This is a genomic window from Citrobacter telavivensis (genome assembly GCA_009363175.1).
Lineage (GTDB): Bacteria > Pseudomonadota > Gammaproteobacteria > Enterobacterales > Enterobacteriaceae > Citrobacter_A > Citrobacter_A telavivensis.
Window position 1 is genome coordinate 1 of the sequence record CP045203.1, and the last position, 21,143, is coordinate 21,143.

24 protein-coding genes are annotated in these 21,143 nt (G+C 52.5%); 14 read left to right on the plus strand and 10 right to left on the minus strand.

Annotated features, from left to right (window positions below; genetic code table 11):
- Positions 1 to 341 precede the first annotated feature (341 nt).
- Positions 342 to 1,439 carry an iron-containing alcohol dehydrogenase gene (locus GBC03_00005; GenBank protein ID QFS68698.1) on the plus strand — a complete coding sequence of 366 codons (1,098 nt, stop codon included), beginning with the start codon at positions 342 to 344 and terminating at the stop codon, positions 1,437 to 1,439.
- A gap of 189 nt (positions 1,440 to 1,628) precedes the next feature.
- On the opposite strand, the gene GBC03_00010 is transcribed toward GBC03_00005, so the two are convergent.
- Positions 1,629 to 1,907, minus strand: coding sequence for a dihydroxyacetone kinase (locus tag GBC03_00010; GenBank protein QFS68699.1), 279 nt, complete (start codon positions 1,905 to 1,907; stop codon positions 1,629 to 1,631).
- Between the two features lie 277 nt (positions 1,908 to 2,184).
- On the opposite strand from GBC03_00010, the gene GBC03_00015 reads away from it, so the two are divergent.
- The 3 genes from GBC03_00015 (at position 2,185) to dhaR (ending at position 5,580) form a co-directional block, all read left to right on the plus strand.
- Positions 2,185 to 2,409: a hypothetical protein gene (locus GBC03_00015; protein ID QFS68700.1), complete on the plus strand. Its 225-nt coding sequence runs from the start codon at positions 2,185 to 2,187 to the stop codon at positions 2,407 to 2,409.
- 58 nt (positions 2,410 to 2,467) lie between these two features.
- Positions 2,468 to 3,565: an iron-containing alcohol dehydrogenase gene (locus GBC03_00020; GenBank protein QFS68701.1), complete on the plus strand. Its 1,098-nt coding sequence runs from the start codon at positions 2,468 to 2,470 to the stop codon at positions 3,563 to 3,565.
- A gap of 89 nt (positions 3,566 to 3,654) precedes the next feature.
- Positions 3,655 to 5,580 (plus strand): PTS-dependent dihydroxyacetone kinase operon transcriptional regulator DhaR, encoded by a 1,926-nt coding sequence (gene dhaR, locus GBC03_00025; protein ID QFS68702.1) that lies wholly within the window; start codon positions 3,655 to 3,657, stop codon positions 5,578 to 5,580.
- Here dhaR and GBC03_00030 read toward each other — a convergent pair.
- Genes GBC03_00030 through GBC03_00045 form a run of 4 tightly spaced genes read right to left on the minus strand, consistent with a single transcriptional unit; the run spans position 5,558 to position 8,073 of the window.
- Positions 5,558 to 6,088 carry a cob(I)yrinic acid a,c-diamide adenosyltransferase gene (locus tag GBC03_00030; protein ID QFS68703.1) on the minus strand — a complete coding sequence of 177 codons (531 nt, stop codon included), beginning with the start codon at positions 6,086 to 6,088 and terminating at the stop codon, positions 5,558 to 5,560. The genes dhaR and GBC03_00030 overlap by 23 nt on opposite strands.
- Positions 6,089 to 6,442: a hypothetical protein gene (locus GBC03_00035; protein ID QFS68704.1), complete on the minus strand. Its 354-nt coding sequence runs from the start codon at positions 6,440 to 6,442 to the stop codon at positions 6,089 to 6,091.
- 16 nt (positions 6,443 to 6,458) lie between these two features.
- Entirely contained in the window at positions 6,459 to 7,622 is a 1,164-nt protein-coding gene (locus GBC03_00040) for an iron-containing alcohol dehydrogenase (protein ID QFS68705.1), read from the minus strand.
- A 22-nt stretch (positions 7,623 to 7,644) separates the two neighbouring features.
- Positions 7,645 to 8,073: a heme-binding protein gene (locus GBC03_00045; GenBank protein QFS68706.1), complete on the minus strand. Its 429-nt coding sequence runs from the start codon at positions 8,071 to 8,073 to the stop codon at positions 7,645 to 7,647.
- Positions 8,074 to 8,465: 392 nt separating this feature from the next.
- Here GBC03_00045 and GBC03_00050 point away from each other — a divergent pair, with 392 nt between their 5' ends.
- The 5 genes from GBC03_00050 to GBC03_00070 are packed head-to-tail and all read left to right on the plus strand — an operon-like array spanning position 8,466 to position 13,839.
- A complete protein-coding gene (locus tag GBC03_00050) occupies positions 8,466 to 10,133 on the plus strand; it encodes a propanediol/glycerol family dehydratase large subunit (GenBank protein QFS68707.1) in 1,668 nt (555 codons plus the stop codon).
- A gap of 11 nt (positions 10,134 to 10,144) precedes the next feature.
- Positions 10,145 to 10,729, plus strand: coding sequence for a propanediol/glycerol family dehydratase medium subunit (locus GBC03_00055; GenBank protein ID QFS68708.1), 585 nt, complete (start codon positions 10,145 to 10,147; stop codon positions 10,727 to 10,729).
- Positions 10,730 to 10,731: 2 nt separating this feature from the next.
- Positions 10,732 to 11,160: a diol dehydratase small subunit gene (locus tag GBC03_00060; protein QFS68709.1), complete on the plus strand. Its 429-nt coding sequence runs from the start codon at positions 10,732 to 10,734 to the stop codon at positions 11,158 to 11,160.
- A 10-nt stretch (positions 11,161 to 11,170) separates the two neighbouring features.
- Positions 11,171 to 12,982 carry a diol dehydratase reactivase subunit alpha gene (locus GBC03_00065; protein ID QFS68710.1) on the plus strand — a complete coding sequence of 604 codons (1,812 nt, stop codon included), beginning with the start codon at positions 11,171 to 11,173 and terminating at the stop codon, positions 12,980 to 12,982.
- Positions 12,983 to 13,035: 53 nt separating this feature from the next.
- On the plus strand, positions 13,036 to 13,839 hold the full coding sequence (locus GBC03_00070; protein QFS68711.1) for an MIP family channel protein: 804 nt from the start codon (positions 13,036 to 13,038) through the stop codon (positions 13,837 to 13,839).
- A 51-nt stretch (positions 13,840 to 13,890) separates the two neighbouring features.
- On the opposite strand, the gene hdeB is transcribed toward GBC03_00070, so the two are convergent.
- The gene (gene hdeB, locus GBC03_00075) at positions 13,891 to 14,220 is read right to left on the minus strand and encodes an acid-activated periplasmic chaperone HdeB (protein QFS68712.1); all 330 of its coding nucleotides are present in this window, start codon (positions 14,218 to 14,220) and stop codon (positions 13,891 to 13,893) included.
- A 34-nt stretch (positions 14,221 to 14,254) separates the two neighbouring features.
- Here hdeB and GBC03_00080 point away from each other — a divergent pair, with 34 nt between their 5' ends.
- On the plus strand, positions 14,255 to 14,659 hold the full coding sequence (locus GBC03_00080) for an FCD domain-containing protein (protein QFS68942.1): 405 nt from the start codon (positions 14,255 to 14,257) through the stop codon (positions 14,657 to 14,659).
- A gap of 26 nt (positions 14,660 to 14,685) precedes the next feature.
- On the opposite strand, the gene GBC03_00085 is transcribed toward GBC03_00080, so the two are convergent.
- Together GBC03_00085 and GBC03_00090 are read right to left on the minus strand one after the other, a co-directional pair.
- Entirely contained in the window at positions 14,686 to 15,072 is a 387-nt protein-coding gene (locus GBC03_00085; protein QFS68713.1) for a plasmid stability protein, read from the minus strand.
- 13 nt (positions 15,073 to 15,085) lie between these two features.
- Complete coding sequence (locus GBC03_00090) at positions 15,086 to 16,048, minus strand: plasmid stabilization protein (protein ID QFS68943.1); 963 nt, start codon at positions 16,046 to 16,048, stop codon at positions 15,086 to 15,088.
- A gap of 432 nt (positions 16,049 to 16,480) precedes the next feature.
- Between GBC03_00090 and GBC03_00095 the strand changes: the two genes are divergently transcribed.
- The 4 genes from GBC03_00095 to GBC03_00110 all read left to right on the plus strand — a co-directional run bounded on the left by GBC03_00095 (position 16,481) and on the right by GBC03_00110 (position 18,227).
- On the plus strand, positions 16,481 to 16,711 hold the full coding sequence (locus GBC03_00095) for a hypothetical protein (protein QFS68714.1): 231 nt from the start codon (positions 16,481 to 16,483) through the stop codon (positions 16,709 to 16,711).
- Positions 16,712 to 16,911: 200 nt separating this feature from the next.
- A complete protein-coding gene (locus GBC03_00100; GenBank protein ID QFS68715.1) occupies positions 16,912 to 17,226 on the plus strand; it encodes a hypothetical protein in 315 nt (104 codons plus the stop codon).
- A 286-nt stretch (positions 17,227 to 17,512) separates the two neighbouring features.
- A complete protein-coding gene (locus GBC03_00105) occupies positions 17,513 to 17,788 on the plus strand; it encodes a hypothetical protein (GenBank protein ID QFS68944.1) in 276 nt (91 codons plus the stop codon).
- Between the two features lie 13 nt (positions 17,789 to 17,801).
- The gene (locus tag GBC03_00110) at positions 17,802 to 18,227 is read left to right on the plus strand and encodes a hypothetical protein (protein ID QFS68716.1); all 426 of its coding nucleotides are present in this window, start codon (positions 17,802 to 17,804) and stop codon (positions 18,225 to 18,227) included.
- Positions 18,228 to 18,379: 152 nt separating this feature from the next.
- On the opposite strand, the gene GBC03_00115 is transcribed toward GBC03_00110, so the two are convergent.
- Both GBC03_00115 and GBC03_00120 read right to left on the minus strand, forming a co-directional pair.
- Positions 18,380 to 19,527, minus strand: a protein-coding gene (locus GBC03_00115; GenBank protein ID QFS68717.1) for an IS3 family transposase whose coding sequence is annotated in 2 segments (ribosomal slippage) — positions 18,380 to 19,290 and positions 19,290 to 19,527 — 1,149 coding nt in all. Because the reading frame shifts where the segments join, the coding sequence is not laid out codon by codon here.
- Positions 19,528 to 20,003: 476 nt separating this feature from the next.
- The gene (locus tag GBC03_00120; GenBank protein QFS68718.1) at positions 20,004 to 21,020 is read right to left on the minus strand and encodes an IS5-like element IS5 family transposase; all 1,017 of its coding nucleotides are present in this window, start codon (positions 21,018 to 21,020) and stop codon (positions 20,004 to 20,006) included.
- Positions 21,021 to 21,143 lie beyond the last annotated feature (123 nt).

The following is a 21,143-nucleotide window of genomic DNA, read 5'->3' on the forward strand; positions in this document are numbered from 1 at the left end:
ATCAGAAATGGGGCAAGGATGATTTTTTTCGCCATTGTGCCGCATTGAGGCGATTTTCTGCGTTAAAGAGGGGAGACGATAGCGGCTTTTTTGCCAAAATGATCCGATCGCGATCGCAATCCCATCGCTTTCTCAGTCACATTGTTTCAATGTGAAACGCATTATTTTTTTATCTGTTTCAGAACAGAACAAAAAAGGGAAAAATTTTTTTCGCCGCGGCTCGCCCTACAGTGGATGCATCGCTCCGGCAGCGTGGCTGTAAGCGCCATTGATATCAGGCGCCGCGGCATGACGGCCTGGGCTCACGTGTCAACATACGCACTTATTTGAGGGTGAAAGGAATGCTAAAAGTTATTCAATCTCCAGCCAAATATCTCCAGGGACCTGATGCCGCCATGCTGTTTGGCGAATACGCTAAAAACCTGGCCGACAGCTTTTTTGTTATCGCCGATGACTTCGTGATGAAGTTGGCGGGCGACAAAGTATTGAACGGCCTGCATAGCCACAATATTAGCTGCCATGCGGAACGGTTTAACGGCGAGTGCAGCCATGCGGAAATCAACCGCCTGATCGCCATTCTTAAGCAGCACGGCTGCCGCGGCGTGGTGGGTATCGGCGGCGGGAAAACCCTCGATACAGCGAAGGCGATCGGCTATTACCAGAAGCTGCCGGTGGTGGTGATCCCGACAATTGCCTCAACCGATGCGCCGACCAGCGCGCTGTCGGTTATCTACACCGAGGCGGGCGAGTTTGAAGAGTATCTGATCTACCCGAAAAACCCGGATATGGTGGTGATGGACACGGCGATTATCGCCAAAGCGCCGGTACGCTTGCTGGTGGCCGGGATGGGCGATGCGCTCTCCACCTGGTTTGAAGCCAAGGCCTGCTTCGATGCGCGAGCCACCAGCATGGCGGGCGGGCAGTCCACGGCGGCGGCCTTGAGCCTGGCGCGCCTGTGCTATGATACGCTGCTGGCGGAAGGCGAAAAAGCACGCCTGGCGGCTCAGGCTGGAGTGGTGACCGATGCGCTGGAGCGTATTGTCGAAGCCAACACCTATCTGAGCGGTATCGGTTTTGAGAGCAGCGGCCTGGCCGGCGCGCACGCGATTCACAACGGTTTCACCATCCTTGAAGAGTGCCACCATCTGTATCACGGCGAAAAAGTCGCTTTCGGCACCCTGGCGCAGCTGGTACTGCAAAATAGCCCGCTGGAAGAGATCGAAACCGTGATGGGCTTCTGTGAAAAAGTCGGCCTGCCGATCACCCTTGCCCAGATGGGCGTGAAAGAGGGTATCGAAAGCAAAATCCACGCGGTGGCGAAAGCCACCTGCGCGGAAGGCGAAACCATCCACAATATGCCGTTCCCGGTCACCGCGGATAGCGTCTACGCCGCCATCCTTACCGCGGACCTGCTTGGGCAGCAGTGGCTGGCGCGTTAAGTCTTTCACAAGGTTCTATGCCGCGGCGCATTGCGGCATCAACTCCTCCCTCCGGCAGCCGCTGCCGGAGGGTTTTGTCGTTTTAACTGTGTTAACTCCAGCGGAAAAGGGATATGACAGCTCAGACTCAGGGTGCGGAAAATGAAGTTTCAGCCGTTATCAGCCAGTCGTGGCATCGCTGCAGCAAATTTATGCAGCGTGAAACCTGGCAGGCGCCGCATCAGGCGCAGGGGCTGACCTTTGAATCGATCTGCCGTCGCAAATAAACCCAACGTGCGCGGGTTCGTGTCCTGAACCGCCGCCGGAGATCACCGCCACGTTATTTTTGTTAAGGTCGCGGCGAACCACGATGCGAATGGCCGGATCGCTCTCCAGACGCGCCAGGTTATTCCACGGGCTGGTGATAATTGTACCGTCGATCACGTCGCTAACGAGATGGGGGCGTTGATTAAAAAAGAATTGAGACATAACGGCTCCTCGAGGTTGAGTGTAAGACAAACCCCCGAATGCATGTTCATGGTGCGGAGGCGATAGAGAGATTCTGGCGAAGTCAGCATGGAAAAAAACAACACGAAAATGAGTTTCATTACGAAACGTGATTGCTGTTTTTTGTTCCGAAATGAAACTTAATTAGGCGAGAAATCATCACAATGCGAACTCGCTCGACTTTTTCCTCCTGCGATCAGAGCAGGCCACACGGCGCAGTCAGTCTTTTTTGCGGGGCTTTACCCAGGATGGCGCGTAATTGGGGAAATTTATCATCGTGTTTGTCGGTAATTTCGCGGTAACGGAACGGATCGAGATCGCAAATCTCATTATTTTTGTGGTTAAGCGTTCCAATATGAAACGCATGTCATTTTTATCTGTTCCATATCAGAACAAAATGACGAAAGATTTTTTTGTACACGCCTCGCCATACAGTTATTACATCGCTCCGGTACGTCCGCTTTCGCCGTCAACATCAGGCTAAACGGGTTAACGCCAGGGCTCACCATGTAAAAACATGTACTTATTTGAGGATGAAAGGAATGCTAAAAGTTATTCAATCTCCAGCCAAATATCTCCAGGGTCCTGACGCTTCTACCTTATTTGGTCAATACGCTAAAAATCTGGCGGACAGCTTTTTCGTGATTGCGGACGACTTCGTCATGAAGCTGGCGGGAGAAAAGGTACTCAATGGCCTGCACAGCCATGACATTAGCTGCCACGCGGAACGCTTCAACGGTGAATGCAGCCATGTTGAAATTAATCGCCTGATTGCCATTCTGAAAAAACACGGTTGCCGCGGCGTGGTTGGGATTGGCGGTGGGAAAACGTTAGATACCGCCAAAGCAATTGGTTATTACCAGAAGCTGCCGGTAGTGGTGATCCCGACCATCGCCTCAACCGATGCGCCAACCAGCGCGCTGTCCGTTATCTATACCGAAGCGGGTGAGTTTGAAGAGTATCTGATCTACCCGAAAAACCCGGATATGGTGGTGATGGATACCGCAATTATTGCCAAAGCGCCGGTACGTCTGCTGGTGGCCGGGATGGGCGATGCGCTCTCGACCTGGTTTGAAGCGAAAGCCTGTTATGACGCTCGGGCGACCAGCATGGCGGGCGGGCAGTCCACCGTGGCGGCGCTGAGCCTGGCGCGCCTGTGCTATGATACCCTGCTGGCGGAAGGCGAAAAGGCACGCTTAGCCGCCCAGGCTGGCGTGGTGACCGATGCGCTGGAACGTATTGTCGAAGCCAACACCTACCTCAGCGGTATCGGCTTTGAAAGCAGCGGCCTTGCGGGGGCACATGCCATCCATAACGGCTTTACGATTCTGGAAGAGTGCCACCATCTGTACCACGGTGAAAAAGTCGCCTTTGGTACGCTGGCGCAGCTGGTGCTGCAGAACAGCCCGATGGAAGAGATCGAAACCGTGCTGAATTTCTGTCAGAAAGTGGGCCTGCCGGTAACGTTAGCGGAAATGGGTGTGAAAGACGACATTGACGGCAAGATTATGGCCGTGGCTAAAGCCACCTGCGCAGAAGGTGAAACTATTCACAATATGCCGTTCCCGGTGACGCCTGAAAGCGTACATGCCGCTATTTTGACGGCAGACCTGCTGGGACAGCAGTGGCTGGCGCGTTAATCGGGCACAGGTAAATTTACCCAGCATCTTCTCCCCCTCTGACAGTCTCTGCCGGAGGGGTTGTCTATGGCAAAACAGCGGAAAGGGATATGACGGCGCACACGCATAGCATCGGGCAGGAAGTCTCTTCGGTTCTCGCCCAGTCCTGGCATCGTTGCAGCAAGTTTATGCAGCGGGAAACCTGGCAGGCGCCGCATCAGGCGCAAGGGCTGACCTTTGAGTCGATTTGTCGTCGCAAGACGGCGCTGCTGACGATTGCGCAGGCCGCGCTGGAAGATGCCTGGGAGTTTATGGACGGTCGTCCGTGCGCACTGCTGATTCTGGATGAATCAGCCTGTATTCTCAGCCGTTGCGGCGATCCGCAGACGATAGAACAGCTGGCGGAGCTTGGATTTCGCGACGGCAGCTATTGCGCGGAAAGCATTATCGGCAGTTGTGCGCTGTCGCTGGCGACGATGCCGGGGCAGCCGACAAAAACCTCTGGCGCTCAGCACTTTAAACAGGCGTTGCATCCGTGGTCGTTCTGCTCGACGCCGGTGTTCGATAACCATGGGCATCTGTTTGGCTCCATCTCATTGTGCTGTCTGGTAGAACATGAGTCCGTTTCTGATTTATCCCTGACGCTGGCGATTGCCAGAGAAGTCGGCAATTCATTGCTGACCGACAGCCTGCTGGCAGAATCCAACCGCCATCTGAACCAGATGTACGGGCTGCTGGAGAGCATGGATGATGGCGTGATGGCCTGGAATGAGCAGGGGGTGTTGCAGTTCCTCAATGCGCGCGCGGCGCTGCTTTTGCATCTCGACGCGCAGGCCAGCCAGGGCAAAAACATTCACGACCTGCTCAATATGCCCATGCTGCTGCGTCGGGCAATTAAACATGCCCGCGGTCTGAATCACGTCGAAGTCACTTTTGAAAGCCAGCACCAGTTTGTTGATGCTGTTATCACCCTGAAGCCGATTGTTGAGGAGCAGGGCAACAGCTTTATCCTGCTGCTGCACCCGGTGGAGCAAATGCGTCAGCTGATGACCAGCCAGCTTGGTAAGGTGAGCCACACCTTTGAGCAGATGTCGACGGACGATCCGGAAACCCGACGCTTGATCCATTTTGGTCGCCAGGCGGCAAGGGGGAGTTTCCCGATCCTGCTGTGTGGGGAAGAGGGCGTAGGGAAAGAGCTGCTGAGCCAGGCCATTCACAATGAAAGCGAACGCGCCAGCGGACCGTATATTGCCGTGAACTGTCAGCTGTATGCCAACAGCGTGCTGGGGCAGGATTTTATGGGCAGTGCGCCTACCGATGATGAAAATGGTCGGTTGAGCCGCCTTGAGCTGGCGAACGGCGGCACGCTGTTTCTGGAGAAAATTGAATATCTGGCACCGGAGCTGCAATCCGCGCTGTTACAGGTGATTAAGCAGGGAGTATTAACCCGTCTTGATGCCCGTCGGCTGATTCCGGTGGATGTGAAAGTGATCGCCACCACTACGGTTGATCTCGCTAATCTGGTGGAGCAAAACCGCTTTAGCCGCCAACTGTATTACGCGCTGCACTCTTTTGAGATTGTTATCCCGCCGCTACGGGCGCGGCGTAACAGTATTCCCTCGCTGATTTATACGCGACTGAATAGCCTGAAAAAACGCTTCTCATCCAGCCTGAAGATCGACGACGACGCGCTGGCACAACTGGTGGCTTATTCGTGGCCGGGCAATGATTTCGAGCTGAACAGCATTATCGAAAACATCGCTATCAGTAGCGATAACGGGCATATCCGGCTGAGTAATTTACCTGATTATCTGTTTGCCGAGCGTCCCGGTCTGGAGACCGCGTCTTCCCTGCTGCCAGCCAGCCTGACGTTTACCGCTATCGAAAAAGAGGCGATTATCCATGCCGCCCGTGTCACCAGTGGGCGAGTACAGGAGATGTCGCAACTGCTGAATATTGGTCGCACCACCTTGTGGCGTAAGATGAAGCAGTACGACATCGACGCCAGCCAGTTTAAGCGCAAACATCTGGAGTAGTTTCTTCGATTCTGGCCATGGAGAACAGCGCATCCGACAGCCGGTTGATATAACGCCTGGGTTCATCGCGTAACGTCAGCTTTTTGTCCATCGCGATGAGGATCCGCTCCAGCCGCCGTGCCAGGGTGCGCGCCACGTGTAGTTGTGCCGATGCCAGATTTTTCCCCGGAATGACAAATTCTTTCAGGGGGCCGCTCTGCGCCATATTGCGATCAATAAGTTGCTCCAGCGCCTGAATATCCTCGGCGTTAATCGTCTGCGTTAAGCGGGCGAGACCTTTCTCATCGCTGGCGAGTTCCGCCCCCAGCACAAACAGCATCTTCTGGATGGCATGCAGATCCTGGCGTAATTCTGCCTGGCGCGAGCTGGCATAGCAGACGCCAAGCTGGGAAATCAGTTCATCCACCGTACCATAGGCGTTAACGCGGATGTCGTCTTTGTCGATACGGCTGCCGCCAAATAGCGCGGTCGTGCCTTTATCACCGGTTCGGGTATAGATGCGATACATTTATTTTATCTCGCTGAAGGGAAGCACTTTGACCAGTTGGCCCGCATTGGCGCCGAGCGTGCGGATGCTGGCTATCCCAGCGGCGATATGCCCGCAGACCAGCGCCCGATCCTCGGGTAGCTGGGCGTGGGTTAGGGCAATATCACCACTGGCGCTGAGGCCGAGACCCACGCGTAGCGTTGAGCTTTTAGCCGCCAGCTTGCTGAGGGCCAGCGCGCAGTCATGCTCGTCGCAACAGATTGTCCGGCAAGGGACGCCTTGCTCTTCCAGCCCCCAGCATAGTTCATCAAGCACGCGCGTATCCTGCCAGCGTGAGTGATAAAACAGATGTACGCCCGGTGATGAAAGTGACATTGCGCCCCCTTATTGATCAGAATGCCTGACGGAAGATCCCGGCAATTTCTTTCTCGTTACCTTTACGCGGGTTGGAGAAGGCATTGCCGTCTTTCAGCGCCATTTCCGCCATATACGGGAAATCGGCTTCTTTGACGCCCAGCTCGCGCAGATGCTGCGGAATACCGATATCGGCTGACAGGCGAGCGATGGCGCGAATCGCCAGCTCGGCAGCATCCATGGTGGACAGACCGTCAGTGTTCTCACCCATAAACTCCGCGATGTCGGCAAATTTCTCCGGATTAGCGATCAGGTTATAGCGCGCCACGTGCGGCAGCAGGACGGCATTTGCTACGCCGTGCGGCATGTCGTACAGACCGCCAAGCTGATGCGCCATCGCGTGAACGTAGCCAAGGTTGGCGTTGTTGAAGGCCATACCCGCCAGCAAAGAGGCATAGGCCATATTCTCGCGAGCTTTCAGGTTGCTGCCCAGTGCTACGGCCTGGCGTAAGTTGCGGGCGATCAGACGAATTGCCTGGATAGCGGCGGCGTCGGTAACCGGGTTGGCATCTTTTGAAATATAGGCCTCAACGGCGTGGGTCAGGGCGTCCATTCCTGTTGCCGCAGTCAGTGGCGCAGGTTTGCCGAGCATCAGCAGTGGGTCATTAATGGAAACCGACGGCAGGTTGCGCCAACTGACAATCACAAACTTCACTTTGGTTTTGGTATTGGTCAGCACGCAGTGACGGGTGACTTCGCTGGCGGTACCGGCGGTGGTATTCACCGCGACGATCGGCGGCAGCGGATTGGTCAGGGTTTCAATCCCGGCATAGCTATAGAGATCGCCTTCGTGCGTCGCCGCGATACCGATGCCTTTACCGCAGTCATGCGGGCTACCACCGCCGACGGTAACGATGATATCGCATTGCTCTTTACGAAAAACGTCCAGGCCGTCGCGCACGTTGGTGTCTTTAGGGTTTGGCTCGACGCCGTCAAACACCACCACGTCAATACCGGCTTCACGCAGATGTTCGAGGGTTTTATCAACCGCGCCGTCCTTAATGGCTCGCAGACCTTTATCAGTCACCAGCAGCGCTTTTTTACCGCCCAACAGTTTGCAGCGTTCGCCCACGACGGAAATAGCATTCGGGCCAAAAAAGTTCACATTTGGCACCAGGTAATCAAACATACGATAGCTCATAATTTACCTTCTTAGATTTAAATTATAATTCAGAGAAACAATTCAGTGCGGTTTGCGCTAATAACATGTCTTGTTCGACAGTACCGCCACTTACGCCGACAGCACCGATTAATTTATCGTTTAACATGACAGGTAAGCCGCCACCAAAAATAACGATCCGCTGTTGATTCGTTAGCTGTAAACCATATAGTGACGCACCCGGTTGTACCGCGTCGGTAATTTCATGGGTCCCCTGCCGCAGACAGCAGGCGGTATACGCTTTATTAAGAGAAATATCACAGCTGGTGACGAACGCGTCGTCCATGCGTTGCATCAGCAGCGTGTTGCCGCCGCGATCCACCACGGAAAAGACCACCGGCACGTTGATCTCAAGCGCTTTAGCCTCGACGGCCTGCGCCATTTTTTTCGCCGCCGCCAGCGTAATGGTGGCGATTGGTTGGCTCTTATTCACAGTCTCTCCTGAAAATGTTGTAGGGCTGATGTCACGAAAATATCGCGATACAGCTATTTTTTATCATTGGGTTTGGCTTTATTTTCTCGCCGCGCGTTATTAAGTCAATAGGGTGAAAATTTAAAAAGTATTAATTTAATTTTGTGTATTAGTGTTTATTGATAATGATCATTTAACTTCGTCACAATTCGCTACGAATATTCCTGAGAACCGTTTCAATATGGAACGATGAATTTTTATTACGTGCCAAATTGGAACGAAATTAATTTTATTTTTTTATTGCTGTGCTCATTTAGAGTTCGGCCATTGCTGATGAAAGGCGAATGCCGGGAGGTGTGTCCCCGGCAATACGGCCCGGCGTCCCTATTTTTTATCTTTTGAGTCCATAAACTATGAGAAGATCAAAACGATTCGAAGTGCTTGCGAAGCGCCCTGTAAATCAGGATGGGCTGATTGGCGAATGGCCTGAAGAGGGACTGATCGCCATGGAAAGCCCCTACGATCCGGCTTCGTCGGTGAAGGTAGAGAATGGTCGTATTGTTGAGCTGGACGGCAAGAGCCGCGCCGAGTTCGACATGATTGACCGTTTTATTGCCGACTACGCGATTAACGTGGCTGAAACTGAACGGGCAATGCGGCTCGACGCGCTGGAGATCGCCAGAATGCTGGTGGATATCCACGTCAGCCGGGAAGAGATTGTTGCTATTACCACCGCTATCACCCCGGCGAAAGCGGTGGAGGTGATGGCGCAAATGAACGTGGTGGAAATGATGATGGCGCTGCAAAAAATGCGCGCCAGACGCACGCCGTCCAACCAGTGCCATGTCACCAACCTGAAAGACAACCCGGTACAGATTGCCGCCGATGCGGCTGAAGCGGGGATCCGTGGTTTTTCAGAACAGGAAACGACGGTCGGGATCGCCCGCTATGCGCCGTTTAACGCCCTGGCGCTGCTGGTCGGTTCCCAGTGCGGTCGCCCCGGCGTGCTGACGCAATGTTCCGTTGAGGAGGCGACTGAGCTGGAGCTGGGGATGCGCGGGTTAACCAGCTACGCCGAAACCGTGTCGGTATACGGTACAGAGTCTGTGTTTACCGACGGCGATGATACGCCGTGGTCCAAAGCGTTTCTCGCCTCGGCCTATGCGTCTCGCGGACTGAAAATGCGTTACACCTCTGGCACCGGTTCGGAAGCGCTGATGGGCTATTCCGAGAGTAAATCGATGCTCTATCTGGAGTCGCGCTGCATCTTTATCACCAAAGGCGCGGGCGTACAGGGGCTGCAAAACGGTGCGGTCAGCTGTATTGGCATGACCGGCGCGGTGCCGTCGGGGATCCGCGCGGTGCTGGCGGAAAACCTGATTGCCTCAATGCTCGACCTTGAAGTGGCCTCCGCCAATGACCAGACCTTTTCCCACTCTGATATTCGCCGTACCGCCCGTACCCTGATGCAAATGCTTCCCGGCACCGACTTTATCTTCTCCGGCTATAGCGCCGTACCGAACTACGACAACATGTTTGCCGGGTCGAACTTCGACGCGGAAGACTTCGATGATTACAACATTCTGCAACGCGATCTGATGGTTGATGGTGGTCTGCGTCCTGTAACCGAAGAAGAAACCATCGCCATCCGCAACAAGGCGGCACGCGCCATTCAGGCAGTGTTCCGCGAACTGGGCCTGCCGCTGATTAGCGATGAAGAAGTCGAAGCTGCTACTTATGCTCACGGCAGCAAAGATATGCCCGCGCGCAATGTGGTGGAAGATCTGGCCGCCGTGGAAGAGATGATGAAGCGCAATATCACCGGGCTGGATATCGTCGGCGCACTAAGCCGTAGCGGTTTCGAAGATATCGCCAGTAACATCCTCAATATGCTGAGACAGCGTGTTACCGGTGATTACCTGCAAACGTCGGCTATTCTGGATCGCCAGTTCGACGTCGTCAGCGCCGTCAACGACATCAATGATTATCAGGGACCTGGTACCGGCTATCGCATCAGTGCCGAACGCTGGGCGGAAATTAAAAATATTGCGGGCGTGGTTCAGCCCGGCTCGATCGAATAAGGCGGTACACAGTGGAATGCACAACTGAACGTAAGCCGGTTTTCATCTTACAGGTGAGCGAAGGCGAGGCGGCTAAAGCGGACGAACGCGTGGATGAAGTCGTGATAGGCGTCGGCCCGGCCTTTGATAAGTATCAGCATAAAACCTTGATTGATATGCCGCACAACGCGATTTTGAAAGAGCTGGTTGCTGGCATCGAAGAAGAGGGGCTGCATGCGCGAGTAGTGAGGATCCTGCGCACCTCAGATGTTTCTTTTATGGCATGGGATGCGGCAAATCTCAGCGGCTCAGGCATTGGGATTGGTATCCAGTCGAAAGGAACCACGGTGATTCATCAGCGCGATCTGCTGCCGCTAAGTAACCTGGAACTGTTTTCTCAGGCTCCGCTGCTGACGCTGGAAACCTATCGTCAGATTGGTAAAAACGCCGCACGCTATGCACGCAAAGAGTCGCCTTCGCCGGTGCCAGTGGTCAATGACCAGATGGTGCGCCCTAAATTTATGGCCAAGGCCGCGCTGTTTCACATCAAAGAAACCAAACACGTGGTGCAGGATGCTGCGCCTGTCACGTTGCATATTGCACTGGTAAGGGAATGACCATGAACGACAACATCATGACCGCGCAGGATTACCCATTAGCCACCCGCTGCCCGGAGAAAATCCGGACGCCTGGCGGCAAGCCGCTAACCGACATTACCCTTGAGAATGTGCTGGCGGGCCGCGTAGGGCCGCAGGATGTGCGTATTTCTCAGCAAACGCTGGAGTACCAGGCGCAGATTGCCGAGCAGATGCAGCGTCATGCCGTGGCGCGCAATTTTCGTCGTGCGGCAGAACTGATTGCGATCCCGGATGCCCGCATTCTGGAGATCTACAACGCACTGAGGCCGTTTCGTTCTTCGTTCGCCGAGTTGCAGGCCATTGCCGATGAACTGGAACACACCTGGCACGCCACGGTGAACGCCGGGTTTGTCCGCGAGTCGGCAGAGGTATACCAGCAGAGAAATAAGCTGCGTAAAGGCAGTCAGTGACGGAGGCAGCATGCCGTTAATTGCAGGGATCGATATCGGCAACGCCACCACTGAAGTGGCGTTGGCGCAGGATGGCCGGTTTATCGGCAGCGGGATTGTCGCCACGACCGGGATGAAAGGCACGCGGGAGAATATCGCCGGGGTGGTCGCGTCCCTGCAGCAGGCGCTGGATAAAACGCCGTGGTCGCTGCAGGACGTGGCAAAAATCTGCATCAACGAGGCCGCACCGGTGATTGGCGATGTGGCGATGGAAACCATCACTGAAACCATCATTACCGAATCAACGATGATTGGTCATAACCCGCAAACGCCCGGCGGCGTTGGCGTGGGCATGGGAACCACCATCGCCGTGGAGAAGTTGGCGGCGTTGAGCGAGGATCGATTTGCCCAGGGCTGGATACCGTTGGTGGGTGAGGAGATGGATTTCCTTGAGGCGGTTTGGTTTATCAATGAAGCGCTGGATCGCGGCGTCAACGTGGTGGCGGCCATCCTGAAAAAAGATGATGGCGTGCTGGTGAATAATCGCCTGCATCGGCCAATACCGGTGGTTGATGAAGTCACTCTACTGGAGAAGGTGCCGGAAGGCGTGCTGGCGGCGGTGGAAGTGGCGGCCCCGGGACAGGTGGTGCGGGTGCTGTCGAATCCTTACGGTATCGCAACCTTCTTTGCCCTGACCCCTGAGGAAACACAAACTATTGTCCCCATCGCCAGAGCGCTGATTGGCAACCGTTCCGCTGTGGTGCTGAAAACCCCGCAGGGAGATGTGCGATCAAGAGTGATCCCGGCGGGTAAGATCTTTATCCGTGGTGAAAAGCGTGGCGGTGAAGCCGACGTAGCGCAAGGCGCGCAGGCCATTATGCAGGCGATGAGCGCCTGCGCGCCCGTGTGTGATATTCGTGGTGAAGCAGGCACGCACGCAGGCGGCATGCTGGAGCGGGTGCGAAAGGTAATGGCGTCCCTGACCGGCCATGAGATGAGCGCGATATACATCCAGGATCTGCTGGCGGTGGATACGTTTATTCCGCGCAAGGTGCAGGGCGGGATGGCCGGCGAGTGCGCCATGGAAAATGCCGTCGGGATGGCGGCGATGGTGAAAGCGGACCGTCTGCAAATGCAGGTTATCGCCCGCGAACTGAGCGCCCGACTGCAGACCGAGGTGGTGGTGGGCGGCGTGGAGGCCAACATGGCCATCGCCGGGGCGTTAACCACTCCCGGCTGTGCGGCGCCGCTGGCGATCCTCGATCTCGGCGCCGGCTCGACGGATGCGGCGATCGTCAACGCGGAGGGGCAGATAACGGCGGTCCATCTCGCCGGGGCGGGGAATATGGTCAGCCTGTTGATTAAAACCGAGCTGGGCCTCGAGGATCTTTCGCTGGCGGAAGCGATAAAAAAATACCCGCTGGCCAAAGTGGAAAGCCTGTTCAGTATTCGTCACGAGAATGGCGCGGTGGAGTTCTTTCGGGAAGCCCTCAGCCCGGCGGTGTTCGCCAAAGTGGTGTACATCAAGGAGGGCGAACTGGTGCCGATCGATAACGCCAGCCCGCTGGAAAAAATTCGTCTCGTGCGCCGGCAGGCGAAAGAGAAAGTGTTTGTCACCAACTGCCTGCGCGCGCTGCGCCAGGTCTCACCCGGCGGTTCCATTCGCGATATCGCCTTTGTGGTGCTGGTGGGCGGCTCATCGCTGGACTTTGAGATCCCGCAGCTTATCACGGAAGCCTTGTCGCACTATGGCGTAGTCGCCGGGCAGGGCAATATTCGGGGAACAGAAGGGCCGCGCAATGCGGTCGCCACCGGGCTGCTACTGGCCGGTCAGGCGAATTAAACGGGCGCTCGCGCCAGCCTCTCTCTTTAACGTGCTATTTCAGGATGCCGATAATGAACCAGACTTCTACCTTAACCGGGCAGTGCGTGGCCGAGTTTCTTGGCACCGGATTGCTCATTTTCTTCGGCGCGGGCTGCGTCGCTGCGCTGCGGGTCGCCGGGGCCAGCTTTGGTCAGTGGGAGATCAGTATTATCTGGGGCCTTGGCGTCGCCATGGCCATCTACCTGACGGCCGGTGTCTCCGGCGCGCACCTTAATCCGGCGGTGACCATTGCCCTGTGGCTGTTCGCCTGTTTTGAACGCCGCAAGGTGCTGCCGTTTATTGTTGCCCAGACGGCCGGGGCCTTCTGCGCCGCCGCGCTGGTGTATGGGCTCTATCGCCAGCTGTTTCTCGATCTTGAACAGAGTCAGCATATCGTGCGCGGCACTGCCGCCAGCCTTAACCTGGCCGGGGTCTTTTCCACGTACCCGCATCCACATATCACTTTTATACAAGCGTTTGCCGTTGAGACCACCATCACGGCAATCCTGATGGCGATGATCATGGCCCTGACCGACGACGGCAACGGAATTCCGCGCGGGCCGCTGGCGCCGTTGCTGATTGGCTTGCTGATCGCCGTGATCGGCGCGTCGATGGGGCCGCTAACCGGCTTTGCGCTGAATCCGGCGCGCGACTTCGGCCCAAAACTGTTTACCAGTCTGGCCGGGTGGGGCTCGATCGCCTTTACCGGTGTGCTGGCGATCCCTTACTTTCTGGTGCCGCTGCTGGCGCCGGTGGTGGGGGCGATTATCGGGGCGTTTTTGTATCGCAAGCTTATCGGCCGCTTTCTGCCGTGCGAATGCGGTATCGATGAGTAAAGCGGGACCCGCCGCAGCGCGGCGGGTTTCCCCGGCCTGATGCCGGGGGGGTTATTTTTTGATGACCGCGCTGAGATCGCCAAGTTTAGCGGCGGGGTTCTTGTGGCACTCCTGCAGCATTTTCGGTACCGAAACGGTCTCGACTTCATGCCAGTCAACATAGTCGCCGCCGCTAAAGTCGGTGTTGCGATTCACTACCCAGAAGGCCACCGGGGTCATGCTTTTTGGGTTCATATCCATAAATTCCTGACAGGTCATATTCTGCGGCGTGGTTTCCTCAACCGCGAACGCCGGGCTGGTCATCAGACAGAATGTGGTAGCCGCCACGGTCAATACGAGTGCTTTAGGGAAGGTGCGAACAAGTCCCTGATATGAGATCATGTTTGTCATCTGGAGCCATGGAACAGGGTTCATTATGAGGCGATTGATTGAGCCAGAACTGGCAGAAAAGGCCGTACTGAAAATGGATGCCAATGGCTTTGAAGAATGCCTGTCTTTGTGCCAAAAGCTGCGTTCCGCATATGAACGTAGGGATGTTTATCTGGCGCACCAGCTAAACCTCACTCTGCGGCTGAAGCTTTACATATACGCCGGTCTGCCTGAGTTTTTCAAAATTGTAACCCAACTGTGGATTAACCTGTGGCCAACTCTGAGTTACACGTTCGAATCTGACTCGGAGGATAAATGGCCAATATTTTTCTCGTCGCTTGAACTCGCTCTTTCAAACAGGGATGCAGGGGCAGCAGCAGATGCCATTAGAGAGTCACTGGATAAGGGGTTGCGGATCTATCTCAGCTTGTTAACCGAGCAAGGTGAGTAAACCGGCTACTAGTAGCCGGTTCGGATTCAACGTTTGAGGGTTTGCATCATCAGGGAGGGTTTAGGAATTGGTTCTTTCTGCTCAGCAGGCTTATCCGAATCAATGATGGTTGTTGCTCGGATACCTGTGGCCTGGGTTTCCACTGGTGAAGAATTCCGTTCAACGGCAATGCCCAGCGTTTGCGACAGAATGTTGCTCAGCGTTTCGGCATTAAACGATGTCGTGGTTTGTGCGGCCAGCAAATTTATTAACCGAGGGTCGAGCTCATGCAAGGCAGACGCAATTACCAGTGCCTTACGGTAAAATTCCCCCCGGGATCGGCGGGGTAAGCGCTCCATAATATCAAGAGCTTTACCGTCTTCTGGATTATTGCCGGGGCGGAGCCAGACGAGTAAACGTTTATCTTCTTCCATCACATAACCTCGTTTAGACGCTTGCCATTGCTTTGACGAGCGCGAGCTGCGCGTCAGGCGCTTTGATGACATCCAGCTTAGGGAATAGTTCGACAATATGAGAATGGATGAGCTCAGCACCGCCCCCGGCCAGTATGATTTTGTGGACGCTGTTCTGACGACGTATATCAGCTGCAACAGCTTCGGCCAGATTTTTCGACTCAGAATCGATAACGTCAATGATGGCATCAATTTTAGAGTGATCATTGACCGCAGAAGCAATCAACGCTCTATCATGACGGTTTTTAATGATGATATCCGCAATGGCATAACTACTTGGAGACTGGGCATCCTGGAGCGCAGCCATAACAGCTTTTGTCACTCGTGAAACGCCAACATCGCTGTTGCCAAAGATATCAGATATGCCCTCCATTGCCCCCTGAATGATGGCCAGGTCTAGGGTTGTTCCCCCCAGATCGACAACCAGGGTTCGTGTAAGCTGCGTGGTTGTTTTAGGATCAATCAGATATTCAGCCGCAGGTACTGATTCAGGCATTACGTTAACTTTTACAACATGAAAAGTTTCGCCATTATTCAGGGTTATTGGGCCCATAACGTTGGCCTTTTTCTTTTCAATATTAGCTTCGTTCAACTGCGCATCGCTCGTGAAGAACATGGCCACCGGCAGTGTCACTGTAAGTTCAACATCCTGTGGCTCAAGACCGGAAGTCAAAAGGGCATGATGAATTGCTACGCGACTTACAGCGTCGAACTGGAAAGAGGTATGCGTTGTTGTAATTGCAGATGTTGAACCAATGTCGTGAGTAAATTTCCGCCCATCAATGAGATAGTTGTAGATAGTTTTACCACCAAATGCGAGTGGAGTAGCCCAGCCTTCGCGGAAGGCGTTCTGCGAAACATGAGTTTTGATTTCACCATTCTCAATCCAGGCAAGTTTTACGTTCGTTGAGCCGTCATCACAAGCGATGTTCATCATGGTATATACCTCATTAAAATGTTCAAAAGTATCAAAAATCTCTGCCATTTTAGATAGTAAGCCATCCTGAAGCAAGGAATGCGCACCTGTAGCGCACGTTTAATGTCCACAAAATGACTATGAAAAGTGAATTACGAGTGAGTAAAACAGGAACGATTCTATCGGATTGAAATCTGGCGGGGTAAACGAGAAAGAGGGATGTATACGTACATGCAGAGGTCGGTAGCCCTGGAACACCAACGGAAAAAGTAACAAACCACCCGAAAAATGAACCAGTGCCACCAGACTAAATTGTGACAATCGATAGCCAATACTGCAAGAGAACCTAAGAATAAAAGGTATCGCTATATGACAGCTCAGTCGGTAAAATCGAGGAAACCATGTCGGATCACCATTGTAGTTTCTGGTTAGTTCAATAATGAGGTATCCCCAATGACATCCATTCAGCTTACTTCTGATTCTGTTGATGGGTACACTTTTTGTATTTCTACTGATGGTAATGGATGTAAGCTGTCAGTCAGGCCAGAATACCGGCGCAATGGCACACAAACTTATGATGGCTGGTTTCCCAGATACTACTCAAAGCCTCAGTATGCTAAAGCAGCGTTAACAAGGTTCCTTGGAGAATCTGTTAACTGGTCACCACGGACGGGGCTCAGTTAGTCACAGGATACGTAACAGCCTGAGTCCGAGGATACCAACAAGTCAAGAGAACCCCCTGATAAACCCTTAACAATCAACACCTTACCTTGGTGCGCTTAATGAACCTTATGTTGAATTATGGTTAAGTAGTCGATTTTATGGTTGGAAGTGCCTGTTTGCAGTAAAATGCAGTTCATTACCTTTAACCACTGGAACTAGACATGGCTAATGAAGATCTCCCCTCTGGGTGCAAACGCTGTAAAGGATGCAATCAGGTTAAACCCTTCGAAGAATTCGGTAAGGAACTTAAGGGTAAGTTTGGCCTTAAAAGTAAATGCAAGTTGTGCATTAGCGATAAAAACAGAAATTATGCTGCCGGTTCCGGTGCAGGTGTAAAACTCCAAAACAATAAAAAATACCAGACCGAGCATAAGAGTGAACTGGCAGAAAAGATGAGAGTAAGACGGGCAAAGAAAAAATTTGGAGATAACTATGAAGCATATCTAGCATCTTTAGAAAGGATTAAAAACCTCTGATAATTACATAACAACCTTAGCCAATAAGACACAAAGATTATGTATTGTTGCTTTTATTTCAAAGCATCAACTTTATTGAAAAGTTACGCTATACACTGTGCAATTTATTATGCTGATTTAATTTGGTGATTATATGAGTTGTCATGACAGAGACATCAATAAGATCCTTCAATCATTCACTCACTTAATGGTTGAAGCAAAAAAAAGCATCTTTCATTCAAAATCAATGAAGGTTCAAGGTCTTCAGTTAGTAGATGAGTTATACATCCGTGCCCGGACGGGAAAAATGTCATACCTCGGTTCGTCGGTACTGGTAGTCGCAACCATTTCAGTGAAGACCCCAGGCAAAGGATTTTTCAGACAGTTACTCTCGAAATTAAAAGAAGCAGCTGAGACAAATAACTACATCTTAAAGGTTGAGAATGTCATCAGCACCGAACTTAGGGAGTTTCTTATCAGAGAGGGTTTTTCATTTCCTGGTGAACGGTGGATGTGCGGTTCCGGCTACTGGGCTCCATCATCACTTAGGCTTAATGACCAATTAAGCACCCTCCCCGTCTAATATGAGGCCGTAAATGTTCATAACCCCTGAAGTTGCTTATGTCTGCGAGCTGTTACATAAATATGATGTACTTCCACTCGAATGTGATGGTCATACTATGGTTGTAAGTTGCCTGCTAGATAGATTCTGTATACCGCACCAGCGCATCGTTGGAGAAGTAACGTTGGCTGGAACTGGCCAGATAATTCGACCTCATCTGTGGATAGAGTATGACGAATACATAATAGATTACCGCCTCCGCATGTGGGCAAGGAAAACCGAAGATAATGTTAGTCTAGTGCCTCATGGCATCTTTATCGAAGATAAAAGTCAGGCAATTTACACTGCTCAAAGAATTGCAAATAAAGCCATGATATCAGACTCGATAATTGATTTTATGACAGATGGGTTATGGACTAAGATTCTCCTAGAAATCCCTGGTAAAAAAAGAATTACATAAAGCAGGAGGATTAAGTTTGTTCATAAAGTTTTTCTTCACTGACACTCAAAGCAAAGATGTCTTTTTCCAAGCACCAATCTTAGAAAATATTTGCTTTTCTACTGACTCAAGTTGGTTCATTAAAAGATGATAGTTGAATCGCCACGGATAATCTAGACACTTCCGAGCCGTTGATAATACTGGTTTTCATATTCTGTCGGTGAAATCTGATCGCTAGAACCATGCCGACGCTTACTGTTATAAAACATTTCGATGTAATCAAAAATATCGCTGCGGGCTTCTTCCCGCGTTCCGTAGATCTTTTTCTTTATCCGTTCGCGTTTCAACAATTGGAAAAAGCTTTCTGCAACCGCATTATCATGGCAGTTACCGCGACGGCTCATGCTGCCCTCCAGGCCGTGTGATTTCAGGAACGACTGCCACTCATGGCTTGTGTACTGACTGCCCTGATCCGAATGAACCAGCACCTGTTTTTGGGGATTACGCCGCCATACAGCCATCAGCAGTGCGTTCAGGACAATGTCCTTTGCCATCCGGGATTGCATGGACCAGCCGATAATTTTGCGTGAGAACAGATCAACAACCACGGCAAGATACAGCCAGCCTTCGTGGGTTCTGATGTAGGTTATATCCGTTACCCAACGCTCATTCGGAGCATCCGGATTGAACTGTCGCTGGAGCCTGTTGGGCGACACGATACTGGCCTCGCCTTTACGTGCCCGCGGGCTCCGGTATCCGACCTGAGCCTTTATCCCGACACGTTTCATCAGTCGCCAGACTCTGTTCACTCCGCACTGTTGCCCGCTGTCCCGCAGATCCAGATGGATTTTACGATAACCATAGACGCATCCCGATTCCAGCCAGAACTGTTTAATCTGTCCTGTCAGTCTCAGGTCTGCCTGATGGCGTTGTGAATGCGGCTGCTGAAGCCAGGCGTAAAAACCACTGGGATGAACATCCAGCACCCGACAGAGCAGGCGAACAGGCCAGCAACAGGTGTTGTCACGGATAAAGGCGTACCTCAGTCGGACAGCTTTGCGAAGTACGCCGCGGCTTTTTTTAATATGTCCCGTTCGTCGGTAACCCGTTTCAGCTCTTTCTGGAGACGGCGGATCTCGGCCTGAACATCTGACTGTTCTTTATTAGTGGAAGAATCCGGACCGTACTTCTTTATCCAGGCGTAAAGGCTGTGGGTGGTGATATCGAGACGTGTTGCAACGCTGGCAACAGAATAACCGCGATCAACAACCTGTTTGACTGCTTCAATTTTAAACTCTTCGGGATAACGCTTACTGCTCATGGGCACCTCTCTTTAAGCCATCTTAAATGACTCTGAGGTGTCTGTTAAACCCGTGGCGATTCAAGTCAGGAGTCTCAGCTCCAATGTTCCCTTCCCACTTTAGAATCAATTCACTTACCTTCCCTTTTAATGTTGCAAGGAGAACAAGCTGTTTCTTCGCGAATACAATCTCTTCCTGATGTATGTTTTTCTTTGCCATTGTAGTGTAGGTTCCATATCCATGTTGATTTATGTTAAGGATTACATTTTATTAACAATATTTTTATTGATTGTAAACACAAATCTCAATGGAATAGCATGAATTAAAGTCATCACGACCATTTTACCTAGGGAAGGTGCGAATAAGCGGGGAAATTCTTCTCGGCTGACTCAGTCATTTCATTTCTTCATGTTTGAGCCGATTTTTTCTCCCGTAAATGCCTTGAATCAGCCTATTTAGACCGTTTCTTCGCCATTTAAGGCGTTATCCCCAGTTTTTAGTGAGATCTCTCCCACTGACGTATCATTTGGTCCACCCGAAACAGGTTGGCCAGGGTGAATAACATCGCCAGTTGGTTATCGTTTTTCAGCAGCCCCTTGTATCTGGCTTTCACGAAGCCGAACTGCCGCTTGATGATGCGAAACGGGTGCTCCACCTTGGCACGGATGCTGGCTTTCATGTATTCGATGTTGATGGCCGTTTTGTTCTTGCGTGGATGCTGTTTCAAGGTTCTTACCTTGCCGGGGCGCTCGGCGATCAGCCAGTCCACATCCACCTCGGCCAGCTCCTCGCGCTGTGGCGCCCCTTGGTAGCCGGCATCGGCTGAGACAAATTGCTCCTCTCCATGCAGCAGATTACCCAGCTGATTGAGGTCATGCTCGTTGGCCGCGGTGGTGACTAGGCTGTGGGTCAGGCCACTCTTGGCATCGACACCAATGTGGGCCTTCATGCCAAAGTGCCACTGATTGCCTTTCTTGGTCTGATGCATCTCCGGATCGCGTTGCTGCTCTTTGTTCTTGGTCGAGCTGGGTGCCTCAATGATGGTGGCATCGACCAAGGTGCCTTGAGTCATCATGACGCCTGCTTCGGCCAGCCAGCGATTGATGGTCTTGAACAATTGGCGGGCCAGTTGATGCTGCTCCAGCAGGTGGCGGAAATTCATGATGGTGGTGCGGTCAGGCAAGGCGCTATCCAGGGATAACCGGGCAAACAGACGCATGGAGGCGATTTCGTACAGAGCATCTTCCATCGCGCCATCGCTCAGGTTGTACCAATGCTGCATGCAGTGAATGCGTAGCATGGTTTCCAGCGGATAAGGTCGCCGGCCATTACCAGCCTTGGGGTAAAACGGCTCGATGACTTCCACCATGTTTTGCCATGGCAGAATCTGCTCCATGCGGGACAAGAAAATCTCTTTTCTGGTCTGACGGCGCTTACTGCTGAATTCACTGTCGGCGAAGGTAAGTTGATGACTCATGATGAACCCTGTTCCATGGCTCCAGATGACAAACATGATCTCATATCAGGGACTTGTTCGCACCTTCCCTAGTAGTATCAGCATGATAGTAAGTGAAATCAGATTATAAAAAGCAGATAGTCATATCGAACAAAAAGATAATTGAAATAAAACAAAAAA

What these genes read in the sequence shown, in the direction of transcription:
- GBC03_00035 (QFS68704.1), bottom strand. Translation starts at nt 6,442, where the DNA reads ATGTCACTTTCATCACCGGGCGTACATCTGTTTTATCACTCACGCTGG.
- GBC03_00085 (QFS68713.1), bottom strand. Translation starts at nt 15,072, where the DNA reads ATGGAAGAAGATAAACGTTTACTCGTCTGGCTCCGCCCCGGCAATAAT.
- GBC03_00030 (QFS68703.1), bottom strand. Translation starts at nt 6,088, where the DNA reads ATGTATCGCATCTATACCCGAACCGGTGATAAAGGCACGACCGCGCTA.
- GBC03_00095 (QFS68714.1), top strand. Translation starts at nt 16,481, where the DNA reads ATGACATCCATTCAGCTTACTTCTGATTCTGTTGATGGGTACACTTTT.
- GBC03_00065 (QFS68710.1), top strand. Translation starts at nt 11,171, where the DNA reads ATGCCGTTAATTGCAGGGATCGATATCGGCAACGCCACCACTGAAGTG.
- GBC03_00050 (QFS68707.1), top strand. Translation starts at nt 8,466, where the DNA reads ATGAGAAGATCAAAACGATTCGAAGTGCTTGCGAAGCGCCCTGTAAAT.
- GBC03_00090 (QFS68943.1), bottom strand. Translation starts at nt 16,048, where the DNA reads ATGATGAACATCGCTTGTGATGACGGCTCAACGAACGTAAAACTTGCC.
- GBC03_00005 (QFS68698.1), top strand. Translation starts at nt 342, where the DNA reads ATGCTAAAAGTTATTCAATCTCCAGCCAAATATCTCCAGGGACCTGAT.
- hdeB (QFS68712.1), bottom strand. Translation starts at nt 14,220, where the DNA reads ATGATCTCATATCAGGGACTTGTTCGCACCTTCCCTAAAGCACTCGTA.
- GBC03_00080 (QFS68942.1), top strand. Translation starts at nt 14,255, where the DNA reads ATGAGGCGATTGATTGAGCCAGAACTGGCAGAAAAGGCCGTACTGAAA.
- GBC03_00040 (QFS68705.1), bottom strand. Translation starts at nt 7,622, where the DNA reads ATGAGCTATCGTATGTTTGATTACCTGGTGCCAAATGTGAACTTTTTT.
- GBC03_00020 (QFS68701.1), top strand. Translation starts at nt 2,468, where the DNA reads ATGCTAAAAGTTATTCAATCTCCAGCCAAATATCTCCAGGGTCCTGAC.
- GBC03_00110 (QFS68716.1), top strand. Translation starts at nt 17,802, where the DNA reads ATGTTCATAACCCCTGAAGTTGCTTATGTCTGCGAGCTGTTACATAAA.
- dhaR (QFS68702.1), top strand. Translation starts at nt 3,655, where the DNA reads ATGACGGCGCACACGCATAGCATCGGGCAGGAAGTCTCTTCGGTTCTC.
- GBC03_00100 (QFS68715.1), top strand. Translation starts at nt 16,912, where the DNA reads ATGGCTAATGAAGATCTCCCCTCTGGGTGCAAACGCTGTAAAGGATGC.
- GBC03_00120 (QFS68718.1), bottom strand. Translation starts at nt 21,020, where the DNA reads ATGTTTGTCATCTGGAGCCATGGAACAGGGTTCATCATGAGTCATCAA.
- GBC03_00070 (QFS68711.1), top strand. Translation starts at nt 13,036, where the DNA reads ATGAACCAGACTTCTACCTTAACCGGGCAGTGCGTGGCCGAGTTTCTT.
- GBC03_00105 (QFS68944.1), top strand. Translation starts at nt 17,513, where the DNA reads ATGTCATACCTCGGTTCGTCGGTACTGGTAGTCGCAACCATTTCAGTG.
- GBC03_00060 (QFS68709.1), top strand. Translation starts at nt 10,732, where the DNA reads ATGAACGACAACATCATGACCGCGCAGGATTACCCATTAGCCACCCGC.
- GBC03_00010 (QFS68699.1), bottom strand. Translation starts at nt 1,907, where the DNA reads ATGTCTCAATTCTTTTTTAATCAACGCCCCCATCTCGTTAGCGACGTG.